Annotated in this window: 14 protein-coding genes and 1 pseudogene; 11 read left to right on the forward strand and 4 right to left on the reverse strand. The window is 73.5% G+C overall.

The features are described 5' to 3' along the window. The first annotated feature begins 81 nt into the window (after positions 1–81). The 8 genes from F1734_RS13900 (at position 82) to F1734_RS13935 (ending at position 9202) form a co-directional block, all read left to right on the forward strand. The gene (locus F1734_RS13900) at positions 82–1992 is read left to right on the forward strand and encodes an NlpC/P60 family protein (protein WP_203010692.1); all 1911 of its coding nucleotides are present in this window, start codon (positions 82–84) and stop codon (positions 1990–1992) included. A 148-nt stretch (positions 1993–2140) separates the two neighbouring features. Further along, positions 2141–3298, forward strand: coding sequence for an AAA family ATPase (locus F1734_RS13905; RefSeq protein ID WP_010595064.1), 1158 nt, complete (start codon positions 2141–2143; stop codon positions 3296–3298). Then, positions 3295–4248 (forward strand): DUF58 domain-containing protein, encoded by a 954-nt coding sequence (locus tag F1734_RS13910; RefSeq protein WP_010595063.1) that lies wholly within the window; start codon positions 3295–3297, stop codon positions 4246–4248. Before F1734_RS13905 ends, F1734_RS13910 begins: the two co-directional genes overlap by 4 nt. Beyond that, positions 4245–5225 carry a VWA domain-containing protein gene (locus F1734_RS13915; RefSeq protein ID WP_010595062.1) on the forward strand — a complete coding sequence of 327 codons (981 nt, stop codon included), beginning with the start codon at positions 4245–4247 and terminating at the stop codon, positions 5223–5225. Before F1734_RS13910 ends, F1734_RS13915 begins: the two co-directional genes overlap by 4 nt. 79 nt (positions 5226–5304) lie before the next feature. Next, the gene (fabG1, locus tag F1734_RS13920) at positions 5305–6054 is read left to right on the forward strand and encodes a 3-oxoacyl-ACP reductase FabG1 (RefSeq protein ID WP_010595061.1); all 750 of its coding nucleotides are present in this window, start codon (positions 5305–5307) and stop codon (positions 6052–6054) included. Positions 6055–6104: 50 nt separating this feature from the next. Next, positions 6105–6917, forward strand: coding sequence for an NADH-dependent enoyl-ACP reductase InhA (gene inhA, locus F1734_RS13925; protein ID WP_017682356.1), 813 nt, complete (start codon positions 6105–6107; stop codon positions 6915–6917). Between the two features lie 9 nt (positions 6918–6926). Beyond that, on the forward strand, positions 6927–7991 hold the full coding sequence (locus tag F1734_RS13930) for a ferrochelatase (RefSeq protein ID WP_010595058.1): 1065 nt from the start codon (positions 6927–6929) through the stop codon (positions 7989–7991). Between the two features lie 167 nt (positions 7992–8158). Then, positions 8159–9202, forward strand: a complete 1044-nt coding sequence (locus F1734_RS13935; RefSeq protein WP_203010693.1) for a hypothetical protein — start codon at positions 8159–8161, stop codon at positions 9200–9202. Here F1734_RS13935 and F1734_RS13940 read toward each other — a convergent pair. After that, a complete protein-coding gene (locus F1734_RS13940; RefSeq protein WP_010595056.1) occupies positions 9193–10002 on the reverse strand; it encodes a hypothetical protein in 810 nt (269 codons plus the stop codon). The two genes, F1734_RS13935 and F1734_RS13940, sit on opposite strands and share 10 nt — an antisense overlap. A gap of 106 nt (positions 10003–10108) precedes the next feature. Between F1734_RS13940 and F1734_RS13945 the strand changes: the two genes are divergently transcribed. The 3 genes from F1734_RS13945 (at position 10109) to F1734_RS13955 (ending at position 12654) form a co-directional block, all read left to right on the forward strand. Then, complete coding sequence (locus tag F1734_RS13945; RefSeq protein ID WP_010595055.1) at positions 10109–10930, forward strand: DUF3097 domain-containing protein; 822 nt, start codon at positions 10109–10111, stop codon at positions 10928–10930. A 62-nt stretch (positions 10931–10992) separates the two neighbouring features. Then, the gene (locus tag F1734_RS13950) at positions 10993–11424 is read left to right on the forward strand and encodes an NfeD family protein (protein ID WP_003934930.1); all 432 of its coding nucleotides are present in this window, start codon (positions 10993–10995) and stop codon (positions 11422–11424) included. Continuing rightward, the gene (locus F1734_RS13955; protein ID WP_003934929.1) at positions 11425–12654 is read left to right on the forward strand and encodes an SPFH domain-containing protein; all 1230 of its coding nucleotides are present in this window, start codon (positions 11425–11427) and stop codon (positions 12652–12654) included. 54 nt (positions 12655–12708) lie between these two features. Here the strand turns inward: F1734_RS13955 and F1734_RS13960 are convergent. The 3 genes and pseudogenes from F1734_RS13960 to F1734_RS13970 form a co-directional block, all read right to left on the reverse strand. Continuing rightward, positions 12709–13234: pseudogene (locus tag F1734_RS13960) on the reverse strand (hypothetical protein). Further along, positions 13231–13812 carry a hypothetical protein gene (locus F1734_RS13965; RefSeq protein WP_010595051.1) on the reverse strand — a complete coding sequence of 194 codons (582 nt, stop codon included), beginning with the start codon at positions 13810–13812 and terminating at the stop codon, positions 13231–13233. Before F1734_RS13965 ends, F1734_RS13960 begins: the two are co-directional and overlap by 4 nt. Positions 13813–13843: 31 nt before the next feature. Continuing rightward, positions 13844–14524, reverse strand: a complete 681-nt coding sequence (locus F1734_RS13970; RefSeq protein WP_017682219.1) for a TVP38/TMEM64 family protein — start codon at positions 14522–14524, stop codon at positions 13844–13846. Between the last annotated feature and the right edge of the window lie 126 nt (positions 14525–14650).

Raw genomic sequence — 14650 nt, forward strand, 5'->3', positions numbered from 1 at the left:
CCTTTCCCGGTTGCGCTCGGGTGCGTCCCGCCGGCGCGACCGAGGGAGGGCGATGTGAGGCGTAGCGGAATACGGCAGGCGATGTCCCGGCAGTCGTCGCGGACGCCCCGAAGACGCCGGTTGCCCCGCACGGCGCGGCTGGTCCTCGGCATCGGCCTGGCCGCCTCGCTGATCGCCGGCACTGCCGCGTCCGCCGGGGCGGTCCCGCCCCCGCCACCCAATCCGAGCGATGCCGATCTCGCGGCCGCCGGGGGTGCCGTCGCCGCCGGGCTGGACCAGGTGGGCGGTCTCATCCTCCGCATCGCCGCAGCCGACCAGCACCTCGCCGAACTCGAGAACCAGGTGGCGATCAAACGGGAGAACGTCAACCGCGCCCTGGTCGACCTGCAGTCCGCCCGCGACGCCGCCGACGCCGCCGCCCACGCCGTCACCCTGTCGCAGCAGGCGCTGAAGGACGCGGGCACCCGGATCCGGCAGGCCCAGCAGGACTTCGACGCCTTCGCCCGCGACAGCTACGTCCAGGGCACCAATGTCGCCTCGCTCGCCTCGTTCATCGGCTCCACCGGGCCCGACGATCTGCTCGACCGCGCCCAGATCATGCGTCTGCTCTCCGCGGGCCGCACCGCCGTCCTCGACGCGCTCGAACGTGCCCGCACCGAGCAGGCCAACCGGGACTCGCGAGCGCGCGCCAGCAAGCAGGAAGCGGACGCCGCCGCCGCGGCGGCGGAGGAACGTCGTGCCGCCGCCGAGGCCGCCATCAGCGAGGCGCGCACCGCGCTGGCCGCGCAGACGGCCGAGAAGCAACGCATCGAACAGGACCGCGCACAGGCGCAGGCGGAACTCGACCGGGCCCGCGGCACCGTCACCGGACTCGAGGGTCAGCGCGCGCAGTATGCGGAGTGGGATCGGCAGCGGCAGGCCGAGGAGGCCGCGACGGCGGCGGCCGAGGCTGCCGCGCGGCAGGCGGCGGCCGACGCCGCCCGACGCGTCGCCGCCGACTCCGACGCCAATGCCCGCGCGGCCGAATTGGCCAACGGGCAGCGCCCCCACACCCAGATCGACGGCTACGTGCGGCCCCAGGCCGCGGCCGCCGACTCCGGCGAGTCCGAGGTCGGGTTCGAGTCGCCGCTGCCGCCGACCTCCGGCACGACCCGGCCTGGGCGCGCCACGTCCGGGCAGGACGGATCGGACGCCGACGAATCCGGTGCCGACGAATCCGGTGCCGACGAATCCGGTGCCGACGGATCCGGCGCGGACGGGTCGGGTACGGGCGGGTCCGATACCGATGGTGCGGGCAGCGACGGCTCGGGCACCGACGATTCGGGCAGCGACGGCTCGGGCAGCGACGGTTCGGGCAGCGACGGCTCGGGCAGCGACGGCTCGGGCAGCGATGGTGCGGGCACCGACGGCTCGGGCGACTCGTCGACCGACGGCAGCGACGAGTCCGGCTCCGAGGACGCGACGAGTCCCGACCGCGCCGACCCGGTGGTGGAGGAGGACACCACCACCACTCCGCCCACCCGCAGCCGGCCCCGGACCAGCCCCGAGCGGGGCTCGACCCTCACCGGCGCGGCCGCCGTCGAGACGGTGATCGACCGGGCGATGTCCCAGATCGGGGTGCCTTACGCGTGGGGCGGTGGCGACGAGAACGGTCCGACCCTCGGCATCCGCGACGGCGGCGTCGCGGACAGCTACGGCGACTACAACAAGGTCGGCTTCGACTGCTCCGGGCTGATGATCTACGCGTTCGCCGGGATCGGGATCTCGCTGCCGCACTACACCGGCTACCAGTACACCGCCGGCGAGCAGGTGCCGTCGGCTCAGATGCGCCGCGGCGACATGATCTTCTACGGCCCGAACGCCAGCCAGCACGTGGGCCTGTACCTGGGCGACGGGCAGATGATCGAAGCCCCGCAGTCGGGTTCGCACGTGAAGATCTCACCGGTACGCTGGGACGGCATGACCCCGTACGTGGTACGGATGGTGTCCTGACACACTGCTCCCACCCGGCCGGAGGAGGCTCGTCCGACACCGGTGACCGCGGGCACCGGCTCGGCGACGGCGCCGACGTCCGCCACCTGGAATAGTGGTGTGGGTAGGTGACTTCCAGCAGCAACGAGGCGAAAGCGGTGGATTCTTGGTGACCTCACGCGAGGGTGGCACGTCGGGCACGGCAACGTCGGACGCGAAGACCGCCGCGTCCGCCCCGACCGGGGAGGCGGGCCGCACGTCGGACCAGGCACACGATGTGCGGCTGCTCGAACAGGCCATCTACGAGGTCAAACGGGTGATCGTCGGTCAGGACCGGCTCGTCGAGCGGATGCTCGTCGGCGTCCTCGCCCGCGGCCATGTGCTGCTCGAGGGAGTCCCCGGCGTGGCGAAGACCCTCGCCGTCGAGACGTTCGCCAAGGTCGTCGGCGGATCGTTCTCGCGGGTGCAGTTCACCCCCGACCTCGTGCCGACCGACCTCGTCGGCACCCGCATCTACCGGCAGGGCCGCGAAGCCTTCGACACCGAACTCGGCCCCGTCGTGGCGAACTTCGTGCTCGCCGACGAGATCAACCGTGCCCCGGCGAAGGTGCAGTCCGCCCTGCTCGAGGTGATGGCCGAACGGCACGTCACGATCGGTGGCCGGACCTTCCCCATGCCGGACCCGTTCCTGGTGATGGCCACCCAGAACCCGATCGAGAACGAGGGCGTGTATCCGCTGCCGGAGGCGCAGCGCGACCGGTTCCTGTTCAAGGTCCTCGTCGACTACCCCACGGTGGAGGAGGAACGCGAGATCGTCTACCGCATGGGGGTGGCGGCACCCGAACCCAAACAGATCCTCGACAGCGACGAGTTGATCCGCCTGCAGCAGGTCGCCAACCGCGTGTTCGTCCACCACGCCCTCGTCGACTACGTGGTGCGGGTCATCTTCGCCACCCGCGCTCCCGGCGAGATCGGTCTCACCGAGGTCGACGGCTGGATCGCCTACGGAGCGTCCCCGCGGGCGACGCTCGGCATCATCTCCGCCGCGCGGGCCCTGGCGCTGCTGCGCGGCCGCGACTACGTCGTGCCCCAGGACGTCGTCGACGTCATCCCGGACGTGCTGCGGCACCGGCTGGTGCTGTCCTACGACGCCCTCGCCGACGACGTCTCGCCCGACCAGATCATCGCCCGCATCCTGCAGACCGTCGGCATGCCGCAGGTGGCCCCGCAGGCCGAACCGCCCGTCCCCGCCCCGGCGCCGGTCGGGGTCGCGGCCGCGCCGGCGGCAGGGATGCCCGGGCCGGAGGCCGGTGCGGGGCAGCGGTGAGCCGACGCCCCCCGGTCACTCCGCCGACCTTCCGTTCCGGCGAGCTGCGTGACCCCGCCCTGACTGCGGCGCTGCGAACCCTCGAGCTGACGGTGCGGCGCCGCCTCGACGGCGTGCTGCACGGCGACCACCTCGGACTCATCCCGGGCCCCGGCTCCGAGCCCGGCGACGCCCGCGAGTACCAGCCCGGCGACGACGTGCGCCAGATGGACTGGTCCGTCACCGCTCGCACCACCCACCCGCACGTGCGGCAGACCGTCGCCGACCGCGAGCTCGAGACGTGGCTGGCGATCGACCTCTCGCCCAGTCTCGACTTCGGCACCGGGGTCTGTGAGAAGCGGGACCTCGCCGTGGCCGCCGCCGCCGCGGTCGGCTACCTCGCCGGCGGCGGCGGCAACCGGATCGGCGCGGTGGTCGGGACGGGGGCGCACACCCGCCGCGTGCCCGCCCGCGGCGGCCAGCTGCACACGCAGGCGATGCTCCGCGCCATCGCGACGACCCCGCACGCCCCCGACGGCACCCGCGGGGACCTGCGCGGCCTGATCGAGTCGCTGCGGCGCCCGCAGCGGCGCCGCGGCCTCGTCGTCGTCGTCAGCGACTTCCTCGGCCCCCTCGACTGGGAACGGTCGCTGCGTGCCCTCTCCGGCCGGCACGACCTGCTCGCGGTGGAAGTCCTCGACCGCCGCGATCTCGAACTCCCCGACCTCGGCGACGTCGTGCTGCACGACCCCGAAACCGGGCGCACCCGCGAGTTCACCACCACCGAGCAGCTGCGCGCCGACTACGCGCGCGCCGCCACCGAACACCGCGACGCCGTCCGCCGGGCGGTCCGCAGCTGCGGCGCCCCCCTGCTGAGCCTGCGCACCGACCGCAACTGGATCGACGACGTGGTCCGGTTCGTCGCCGCCCGCCGCCACAGCTTCGGCGCGCCCGTGAAGGGGGCCCGGTGAGCATCTCCGACTTCACCGCGCCGTGGTGGCTGCTGTTCCTGGCCGTCGTCCTCGCCCTCGCCGCCGGGTACGTGGCGGTGCAGCGCCGCCGCATGCGGCACACGCTGCGGTTCACCAACTTCGAACTGCTCGAGAAGGTGGCGCCGCAGCGGCCCGGCCGCAGCCGGCACGTCCCGGTCGCGTTGCTGCTGGCCGGTCTCGCGTTGCTCACCGTCGCCGCGGCCGGGCCCACCGCCGAACAGCGGGTCCCGCGCAACCGCGCCACCGTCGTCCTGGTGATCGACGTGTCCTTGTCGATGCAGGCCACCGACGTCGAGCCGACCCGTCTGGCCGCCGCGCAGGCGGCCGCCAAGTCCTTCGCCGACGACCTGACACCCGGCATCAATCTCGGCCTGGTGGCGTTCTCCGGCACCGCGTCGGTGCTCGTCTCGCCCACCACCAACCGGGAGGCCACCAAGACCGCGATCGACAACCTGCAGCTGAGCGAACGCACCGCCACCGGCGAGGCGATCTTCACGGCCCTGCAGTCCGTCGACACCCTCGCCGCGGTGCTCGGCGGCGGCGACCAGGCACCCCCGGCCCGGATCGTGCTGCTCTCGGACGGCAAGCAGACCGTCCCGGAGAGCCCCGACGACCCACGCGGGGGATTCACCGCCGCCCGGCAGGCCGCGGACAAGGACGTGCCCGTCTCGACGATCTCCTTCGGCACCGAGTACGGCACCGTCTCGATCGAGAACGAACGCATCCCGGTTCCGGTGGACGATCCGTCCCTCAAGGAGATCGCAAACCTCTCCGGCGGCACCTTCTTCACCGCGTCGAACCTGCAGGAACTCGAGGACGCCTACAACACCCTCGAGGAACAGATCGGGTACGAGACCACCCGCGGGGACGCCAGCCGCCCCTGGCTGATCCTCGGCGTCCTCGCCGTCACCGGTGGGGTCGGCGCCGCCCTGCTGCTGCGCCAACGCCTGCCCTGACCTGCGTAGCAGCCGGTCCGTCCGCCGCTCGGGGCGCCTTGTTACCGACCCGTACCGCCACCAGATAGGGTTTGACCCCATGACTGACGCAAGCAGCCCCGCCGGATCGCCGCGCCCCGCGGCCACCCCCCGCTCGGTTCTCGTCACCGGTGGCAACCGTGGCATCGGCCTCGCCGTCGCCCGCCGCCTGCAGGCGGACGGCCACAGGGTCGCCGTCACCCACCGCGGCTCCGGCGCCCCGGACGGGCTGTTCGCCGTCCGCTGCGACGTCACCGACAGCGACTCCGTCGACGCCGCGTTCAAGGAGGTCGAAGAGCACCAGGGACCGGTCGAGGTTCTGGTCGCGAACGCCGGCATCACCGACGACACGCTGCTGATGCGGATGACGGAGGACCAGTTCACGAAGGTCGTCGACGCCAACCTCACCGGTGCGTTCCGGTGCGCGAAGCGCGCCAACCGCGCGATGCTGCGAGGGCGCTGGGGCCGGATGATCTTCCTCGGCTCGGTCGTCGGCATGGCCGGTCAGGCGGGGCAGATCAACTACGCGTCCTCGAAGGCCGGCGTCATCGGCCTGGCCCGCTCGGTGACCCGCGAACTCGGCTCGCGGTCGATCACGGCCAACGTCGTCGCGCCCGGCTTCATCGAGACGGACATGACCGCCGAACTCTCCGACGACGTCCGCGACACCGCGAAGAAGTTCATCCCGCTGCAGCGTCTCGGCAGACCCGAGGACGTCGCCGCCGTCGTCAGCTTCCTCGCGTCCGACGACTCCGCGTACGTCTCCGGCGCGGTCATCCCCGTCGACGGCGGCCTCGGCATGGGCCACTGACACCGGCGCACGCCACCACATCCGAAACTCACTGGAGGACCGACACACTCATGGGCGGACTGCTCGAGGGCAAGACCATTCTCGTCACCGGCATCATCACCGACGCCTCCATCGCCTTCCACACCGCGAAGGTCGCGCAGGAACAGGGCGCGAAGGTGATCATCACCGGCTTCGACCGGCTGCGCCTGATCGACCGCATCGCGCAGCGGCTGCCGCAGCCGGTGCCGCCGGCCCTCGAACTCGACGTGCAGAACACCGAGCATCTCGCCACCCTCGCCGACCGGGTGCGCGAACTCGCCCCCGACGGCCTCGACGGCGTGGTGCATTCGATCGGGTTCGCGCCCCGCTCCTGCCTCGGCAGCCCGTTCCTCGACGCGCCGTGGACCGACGTCGCCGTCGCCCTCGAAGTGTCCGCCTACTCCTACGCCGCACTGGCCAAGGCGCTGCTGCCCGTTCTCAGCGACGGTGCGTCCCTGGTCGGCATGGACTTCGACCCGGCCCGGGCCGTGCCCTTCTACAACTGGATGGGCGTGTCCAAGGCCACCCTCGAGTCCGTCAACCGCTACGTCGCCAAGGAGGTCGGCGGCCGCGGCATCCGTTCCAACCTCGTCGCCGCCGGGCCGATCAAGACCCTCGCCGCCAAGGCCATCGCCGGCGACGCCACCGGTCCCGGGGCGGAGATGAACCGGCTCAACGAGGGCTGGTCCGCGGCTGCCCCGATCGGCTGGGACGTCGAGGATCCGACGCCCGTCGCCAAGACCGTGTGCACGGTGCTCTCGGATTGGCTGCCCGGCACCACCGGGTCGATCGTCTACGTCGACGGGGGCTTCCATTCCCAGGTCGGCTTCGGTGCCGGCGCCTAGGGTCGAGCCATGACCCGTACCCCCGAGCCGTACGACGCGCTGCTGGTGCTCTCGTTCGGCGGCCCGGAAGGGCCGGACGACGTGCGCCCGTTCCTCGAGAACGTCACCCGCGGGCGGGGGGTGCCACCCGAACGCCTCGACGAGGTCGCCGAGCACTACCTGCACTTCGGCGGTGTGTCCCCGATCAACGCCCTCAACCGCGACCTCATCGCGCGTCTCGAGGTGGATTTCGCCGCCGCCGGGCTGGACCTGCCGATCTACTTCGGCAACCGCAACTGGCACCCGATGATCGAGGACACCGTCGCGGCCATGCGCGGCGACGGGGTGCGCAACGCCCTGGTGTTCCCGACCTCGGCCTGGGGTGGCTATTCGGGGTGCCGGCAGTATCACGAGGACATCGCCCGCGCCCGCGCCGCCGTCGGCGACGACGCGCCCGCGCTGACCAAGCTGCGGCACTTCTACGATCATCCGCTCTTCCTCGCCGCCGTCGCCGACGCCGTCGCCGCGGCCCGGGCCCAGCTGCCCGCCGACCGTCGCGACGCGGCGCGCCTGGTGTTCACCGCGCACTCGGTGCCCACCGCCGCCGACGCCACCGGTGGCCCCCCCGATCTGGGTGGGCACCTCTACAGCCGGCAGGTCGCCGAGGCGGCCCGCCTGGTCGCCACCGCCACCGGCACCGGCGACCACGACCTGGTGTGGCAGTCCCGGTCCGGACCCCCGCAGGTGCCGTGGCTCGAGCCGGACATCGTCGACCACCTCGACGCTCTGCACGCCCGCGGCATCGACGCGGTCGTCGTCGTGCCGGTCGGATTCGTCTCCGACCACCTCGAGGTCGTCTGGGATCTCGACACCGAGGCGCGCGACCGGGCCGCGGAACTCGGCATGGCATTCGTCCGCGCCGCCACCGCCGGCACCGACCCGCGGTTCGTGCAGATGGTGCGTGAGCTGGTGCGCGAACGCCTCGACGGTGCCGCCCCCGTGCGGCGCGGCACCGAACCGCTGCTCGGCGTCGGGTGCAACGGTGAGCTCTGCGCCCCCGAATGCTGCCGGCCCCCGGCACGGCCGCGCCGCTGACCGGGCGGGCCCGGCCCGCGGGCCCGGCGTGCGGGCTCCGGCCGACAGCCACCACCTGCCGCGCCGGGTCGACTCGCCGACCGTGCTGCCCGGTGCCCCGAGCCGGACGGGCAGGCGGTCGCGCCGATATCGGGCTCGGCCGCCACGACCCGGGGGAAGATGTCGGCATGACCGTCGACGACGCCGCCCTCACCCGCGTCGAGGTCTTCCTCGTCGCCACCGTCGCGACCGTGCTCGTCACCCGCGGCTACCTCGCCGCGACCGGCTATCCGCAGATCGGCGGCGGCACCCTGCACATCGCGCACGTGCTGTGGGGTGGGCTGCTCATGGCCGTCGCCCTCGTCGGCGCCCTGATCCGGCACGGCAGCCGGGTGCGGATGCGCGCCGCGCTGCTCGGGGGGATCGGCTTCGGGCTGTTCCTCGACGAGGTCGGCAAGTTCCTCACCACCGACGTCGACTACTTCTTCCGGCCCGCCGTGGCCGTGATGTACGTGGTGCTCGTCGCGTTCTACCTCGGTGCCCGCGTGGCACTGGCGCGGCGCGGCCCGACCGACCGGCAGCGCCTCGCCGTCGGCCTCGAGGCGCTGACCGATCTCGTGCTCGGCCGGCTCGACGAGCTCGGGCGCCGCCGCGCGCTGGACGTCCTGGCAGGGGTTCAGGATCCGGCGCAGCGTGAGCTGGCCGGCTCGGTACGGGCCGCGCTGGCCGCGCCGGTCGCGGCGACGACCGGATTCGACGGGCGCATCGCCGCGGCCCGGGACCGGATCGAGCATCGGGTCACGGCCTGGGCGGCGACCGCCGCGGCCCGCCGGCTCGTGCTGGTGGTGTTCGCCGTGCACGCCGCCCACACCCTCGTCGGACTGGCGATCGTACTGGCCGGGTCGGGGTGGGAGGCCGAGGACGCCGGCATCTCCGAGATCGGCGCCGAACTCTCCGGTGCCGTGAGCGCCGTGCTGATCGTGGCCGGACTCTGGCAGCTCGCGCGGCACCGCGATCTGTCCGCGCTGCGGCTGCTGTACGCCTCCGTCGCGGTGAACCTGCTCGTCACCCAGGTGTTCCTGTTCGACCTGCGCCAGTTCGGCGCGCTGGCCGGGTTCGCGGTGTCGTTGCTGCTGCTGATCGTGGTGCGGGCGGCGATCCGGACGGAGAAGAGCGCCATCGTGCCGGGGGACGTCCCGGGCGGGGTGTCGCCGGCAGTGCGTCAGGCGTGATGGCCGGCCCGGACCGTGGCCGCCACCGCCCCGAGGCGGGCGGCGCGCACGGCGGCCCACAGCGGGCGCAGCGCCTGCTCCCGCGCCGCCTGCCCGGTGGCCGAGGCCGCGTCCGGTTCCGCGCCGCGGCCGGCGACGGTGAGGATCGCCGCGACCTGATCGGCCGAGTCGAGGATGCGGGCGGCGCGTTCGGGCATCGACTCCGGATAGCGGTGCCGCGCATGCTCGGCGATCTCGGCTGCGATCTGCTCCCGGGGATCGGCGGCGCGGCCGCCGGCGCCCACGGTCAGCACCCCGCCCACCCTGGTCGCGGCCTCCCGCACCGCCTCGCGCATGGCGAACTCGGCCTCCCCGAGGCCGGGCTCGGCGGGCGGCTCGGGCACCGCCGGGACCGCGAACAGGGTCCAGCGCAGCACGTCCGGGCCCTCCACGGAGGGGACGAAGCCGAGACCGGGTGTTCCGGGTGCGCCCGCGAGCACCGCCTCGCCGGCCGCGACCGCGGCGCGGGCCAGCGCGGTGCCCGGGGGCAGGCCGCGCACGTCGCCGGGGGCGGGCAGCACCAGCCGGATCCCGTCCGCGCCGGCCGGGTCGGCCCGGCGCAGCGCGGTGAGCAGCACGGCGGCGCCGTCGACGGGGGAGCGTGCGGGCACGCCGGAGACGTCGCCGGCGGGCTCGTCGTGGGAGACCACCAGGTGCAGCGGCGCCCAGGCGTGCAGGGCGTCGAGGACGTCGTCGGGCGCGGCGTGTCCGGCCAGCCAGGAACCGGCCCACACCGTCAGGGTCTGACCGGGGGAACTCACGGTTTCCGAGCATAGGCGCCGTCGCGACGGCGCAGTCACGACCGTCGGCGTGCCCTCCCGCGGCTGCGGCCGCGGCGGCCCTAACGTGGCGCGGGTGAGTCCCGACATGTACGGCGGCGACATCTTCGCCGGCCATCCGCGCGCCCGTAGACCCGCAGTTCCCGAGGTGGCTGCCGAGAAGGACCTCGTGGTCGAGGACGCCGCGTCCGGGTGGTGCGGTGCAGTCGTCGGCTTCGAGCGCACCTACGACGGCGACTTCGTCCGGCTCGAGGACGCCGCGCGGCGCACCCGGTTGTTCGCGCTGCGTCCCGCGGCGTTCCTCCTCGACGGCCGCCCGGTGACCCTGGTGCGGCCCACGCCGCACCCCGCGGCGGCCGGCGCCGGCCGGTCCGCGTCCGGGTCGACGAAGGTCGCCGGGCTGCGGGCGCGGGTCGCGCGCGGCAGCCGGATCTGGGTGGAGGGGGTGCACGACGCCGCCCTGGTGGAACGGGTGTGGGGGCACGATCTGCGTGTCGAGGGTGTCGTGGTCGAACAGCTCGAGGGTCTCGACAATCTGGGGGAGCGGCTCGCCGGGTTCGCCCCCGGTCCCGGTCGCCGGGTGGGGGTGCTCGCCGACCACCTCGTCGCCGGTTCCAAGGAGGAGCGGCTGACCGCGAATCTGGGGCCGCACGTGCTCGTCACCGGGCATCCGTTCGTCGACGTGTGGCAGGCGGTGCGGCCGAAGGCGCTGGGCATCGAGGCGTGGCCGACGATTCCGCGTGGACAGGACTGGAAGACCGGGGTGTGCCGGGCACTGGGGTGGGGCAGCCCGCAGGACGGGTGGCGTCGCGTCTATTCGGCGGTGTCGAGCTTCCGCGATCTCGAGGCGCCGCTGATCGGGGCGGTCGAGCAGCTCGTCGATTTCGTCACCGAGCCCGCCGGGGACTGACGGCACCGCGGCCCTGGCCTGCGGTTCCACCCGGGATGTCCGATTTGTGGTTGGATGGCGTCGTGTCGGCATTGATTTGGCTGATCGCCGGGCTGGTGCTCGCCGCCGCGGAGGCGTTGACGGGCGATTTCGTCCTGCTGATGCTCGGTGCGGCCGCTCTGGCCACGGCGGGGGTGTCCGCTGCGACGGACCTGCCGGTGTGGGCCGACGCGTTGGTGTTCGCGGTCTCGTCGCTCGTGCTGCTGGGCGGGGTGCGGCCGGTGCTGCGCCGCCGCTACGCGCTGCCACCGGCGAAGGCGACGAACGTGGACGCCCTGCCGGGCAAGCAGGCGCTGGTGCTCGAGGAGGTGGCCGCGCATTCCGGGCAGGTGAAGCTGGACGGGGAGGTGTGGACGGCGCGTCCGCTCGACGTCACCGAGGTGTACCCGCCCGGCACGACCGTGACCGTGATGCAGATCGACGGCGCGACGGCCGTCGTGTGGAAGGGACCGTAGATGGAAGCGCTGATCGTGCTCGCCGTTGTCGTGGCGTTCGTCGCGCTGGTGGTCGTCAAATCGGTGGCGCTGGTGCCGCAGGCCGAGGCTGCGGTGATCGAGCGGCTGGGCCGGTACTACCGGACGGTGTCGGGTCAGCTGACGTTCCTGGTCCCGTTCGTGGACCGGATCCGCGCCAAGGTGGATCTGCGCGAGCGGGTGGTCTCGTTCCCGCCGCAGCCGGTGATCACCCAGGACAACCTCACCCTGAGCATCGACACGGTCGTGTACTTCCAGGTGACGAACCCGCAGGCGGCGGTGTACGAGATCAGCAACTACATCGCGGCGGTGGAGCAGTTGACGGTGACCACGCTGCGCAACGTCGTCGGCGGCATGACCCTGGAGGAGACGCTCACCTCCCGGGACTCGATCAACGGCCAGCTGCGCGGGGTGCTCGACGAGGCGACCGGCCGCTGGGGTCTGCGGGTGGCCCGGGTCGAGCTCAAGAGCATCGATCCGCCTCCGTCGATCCAGGAGTCGATGGAGAAGCAGATGAAGGCGGACCGGGAGAAGCGGGCGATGATCCTCACCGCCGAGGGGCACCGGGAGTCGGCGATCAAGACCGCCGAGGGTGACAAGCAGTCCCGGATCCTGTCGGCCGAAGGCGCCAAGCAGGCGGCCATCCTCGAGGCGGAGGCCGACCGCCAGTCGCGGATCCTGCGCGCTCAGGGTGACCGCGCCGCGAAGTACCTCGAGGCGCAGGGCCAGGCGAAGGCCATCGAGAAGGTGTTCGCGGCGATCAAGTCCGGCCGGCCCACCCCGGAGCTGCTCGCCTACCAGTACCTGCAGACGTTGCCGCAGATGGCGCAGGGCGACGCGAACAAGGTGTGGATGGTGCCGAGCGATTTCGGTGATGCCCTCAAGGGCTTCGCCCGGCATCTCGGTGCGCCGGGCGAGGACGGGGTGTTCCGCTTCGAGCCGAGCCCGGTCGACGAGCGGCTCCCGCGACCGGAGGAGGACACCGACGAGGTGGCCGACTGGTTCTCCACCGCGCGGGATCCGGAGGTCGCGCAGGCCGTCGCCGCCGCCGAGGCCGTCGCCCGCAAACCGGTCGATCCGGCGGTGCACAACCCGACCGGCGCCGAGCGCCGGGGCGGTGAGCCCTCGTCGGCGGCGTTGCCGCCGTCGGAGCCGATCACGGGCGGATGGGTGCAGCCGCAGCCCGGGCAACGGCACGGCGAACCCCAGTGACCGGAACCCGGGGATCCGGGCCTCGGGACCCGGACCCGGGGACCGCAGGGACGCTCAGGTGAGCAGGCCCCGTCCCACCCCGCACACCGCGATCGCCCACAGCACGCTGGTGAAGGTGCCGATGATGAACTGCTCCGAGGCCTGGGGTTCGCGCAGTTCGGGATAGCGCGCGAGGCCCTTGACGGCGAGCACGACGGCGATGCCCTCCGGCCAGGATCGCGGCGGCGACCGCCGCCCGCTCCAGCAGGCCGATCACCCGGCCGCCGCGCAGCGGTCCGGGCGGCGGTTCGGGTCCGGCCGGTGACGGCGGGACCGGTCCCGCATCGGGTTGCCGCCGTGCGATGCGGAACGAGGCCAGCACGGCGGGGCCGCCGCCGGTGACCGCCGCCGCGGTCGTGAGCACGAGGGTCGCGGCCAGGGCGACGCCACGGACCGCGGGGGTGGCGGTCGCGGCGAGTGCGGCACCGGCAAGGGCCGCCGCGGCGAGTCCGGCGACGAGCCACACGGGGGTGCCGCGGCGCAGACCCAGGACCGGGGCCAGCGCGGCGACGGCGAGCAGAACCAGGGTGACGACAGTCAACGATCGGCCCTTTCCAGGAGACGGCGGGCGAGGTCGCGGCCGGCCGGTTCGGCCTGCCATCCGGCGGCGGCCAGACGCTGCGACACCGCCTGGGTGCTGATGCCGAGCCGCGTGGCGGCCTCGGCCTGGGTGAGCCCGCGGCGGACGAGTTCGACGGCCTCGTGCCCGGCATCGGAGCGGCGGGTCACCAGCAGCGCCGTCAGGGTGAGGGCGGCGTCCGCGTCGGCGGCCGCGGCGGCGTCCGGTCCCTCCACCGCGACCCGGGCGGGTGCGTTCTTGGCGCGGTCGACGGCGCGGCGGGCATGTTCGAAGGCCGGGCCGCGGCCGGCGCGGGTCTGCGCGGGCAAGGGCTGCTCGACGGGCCCGACGCCGATGCCGACGCTCCAATGGCCCCGGCGGACGAGGTCGAGGGCGAGATCGACCACGACGGCCGGGTCGGCTGCGACGGCCTGCACCTCGTCGCCGGCGGTGCGTTCGAAGGGGCGGAGCAGCTCGGCGCCGCGCAGCTCGCCGAGCAGGTCCGCGACCCGGTCGACGTCCCGTCGGCTGCCGCGCTGATCGACAGTCAACACGAACATTCATCAAGGATGGAGCCTTGAATAGCAAAAATCAAGCTTCAGGGCTTGATGACACGGTGGTGGTCGCGGGGCGGGGCGCCGGGAGGCGGGACTCGAGCCACAGTCCCGAGGCGCCGACGGCGATGCACACCGCCGAAATCCCCAGGAGTGCCGGATGGGTGCGTCCCGTGAGGGCGTCGCCGAGCAGGACCACCCCTACCGTGCCCGGCAGGATGCCGGCGGCGGTGGCCAGCGCGTACGGGACCACCCGCACCGACGAGATCCCGCAGCAGTAGTTGACCACCGCGAACGGCAGGGGCGCGATCAGCCGCAGCGACCCCACCGCCAGCCAGCCACGCCGCGCCAGTCGCTCGTCGACCGCCTGGACCGTGGGGTGGCTCAGATGCTCCTCGACCACCCCGCGGCCGATCGCACGCACCAGCAGCAGCGCCAGCACGGCGCTGACGGTCGTGGCGGCGACGGTCACCGCGATGCCCGTGGCCGACCCGAACAGCACCCCGGCGCTGAGGGTGAAGATCGTGCGGGGGAACGGGGCCACGGTCACCACGGCGTGGATCAGGAAGAACAGCAGCGGAAGCAGCGGCCCGGCCGCCTCGGCCCAGGCGCGCACCTCGGCGACGGACGGGTGGGGCAGGAGCAGGGCGACGAGTGCGAGGACGGCCAGCGCGGCCGCCGCCGCGAGAATCCGCCGGTCCCGCAGCATCTTCGTCACGACCGGTCACGATACCGGGCTTCGCGCGCCGGGGCGCGGCCGTGCACGGCCGGGGGCGGGGCCCCTCGGGCCGTCACGCCGGCGCCCGGTAGATTCCTTAGGCGACGACATTATCGATCGCTAGGG

Source organism: Rhodococcus ruber (assembly GCF_016804345.1).
Classification (GTDB): domain Bacteria; phylum Actinomycetota; class Actinomycetes; order Mycobacteriales; family Mycobacteriaceae; genus Rhodococcus; species Rhodococcus ruber.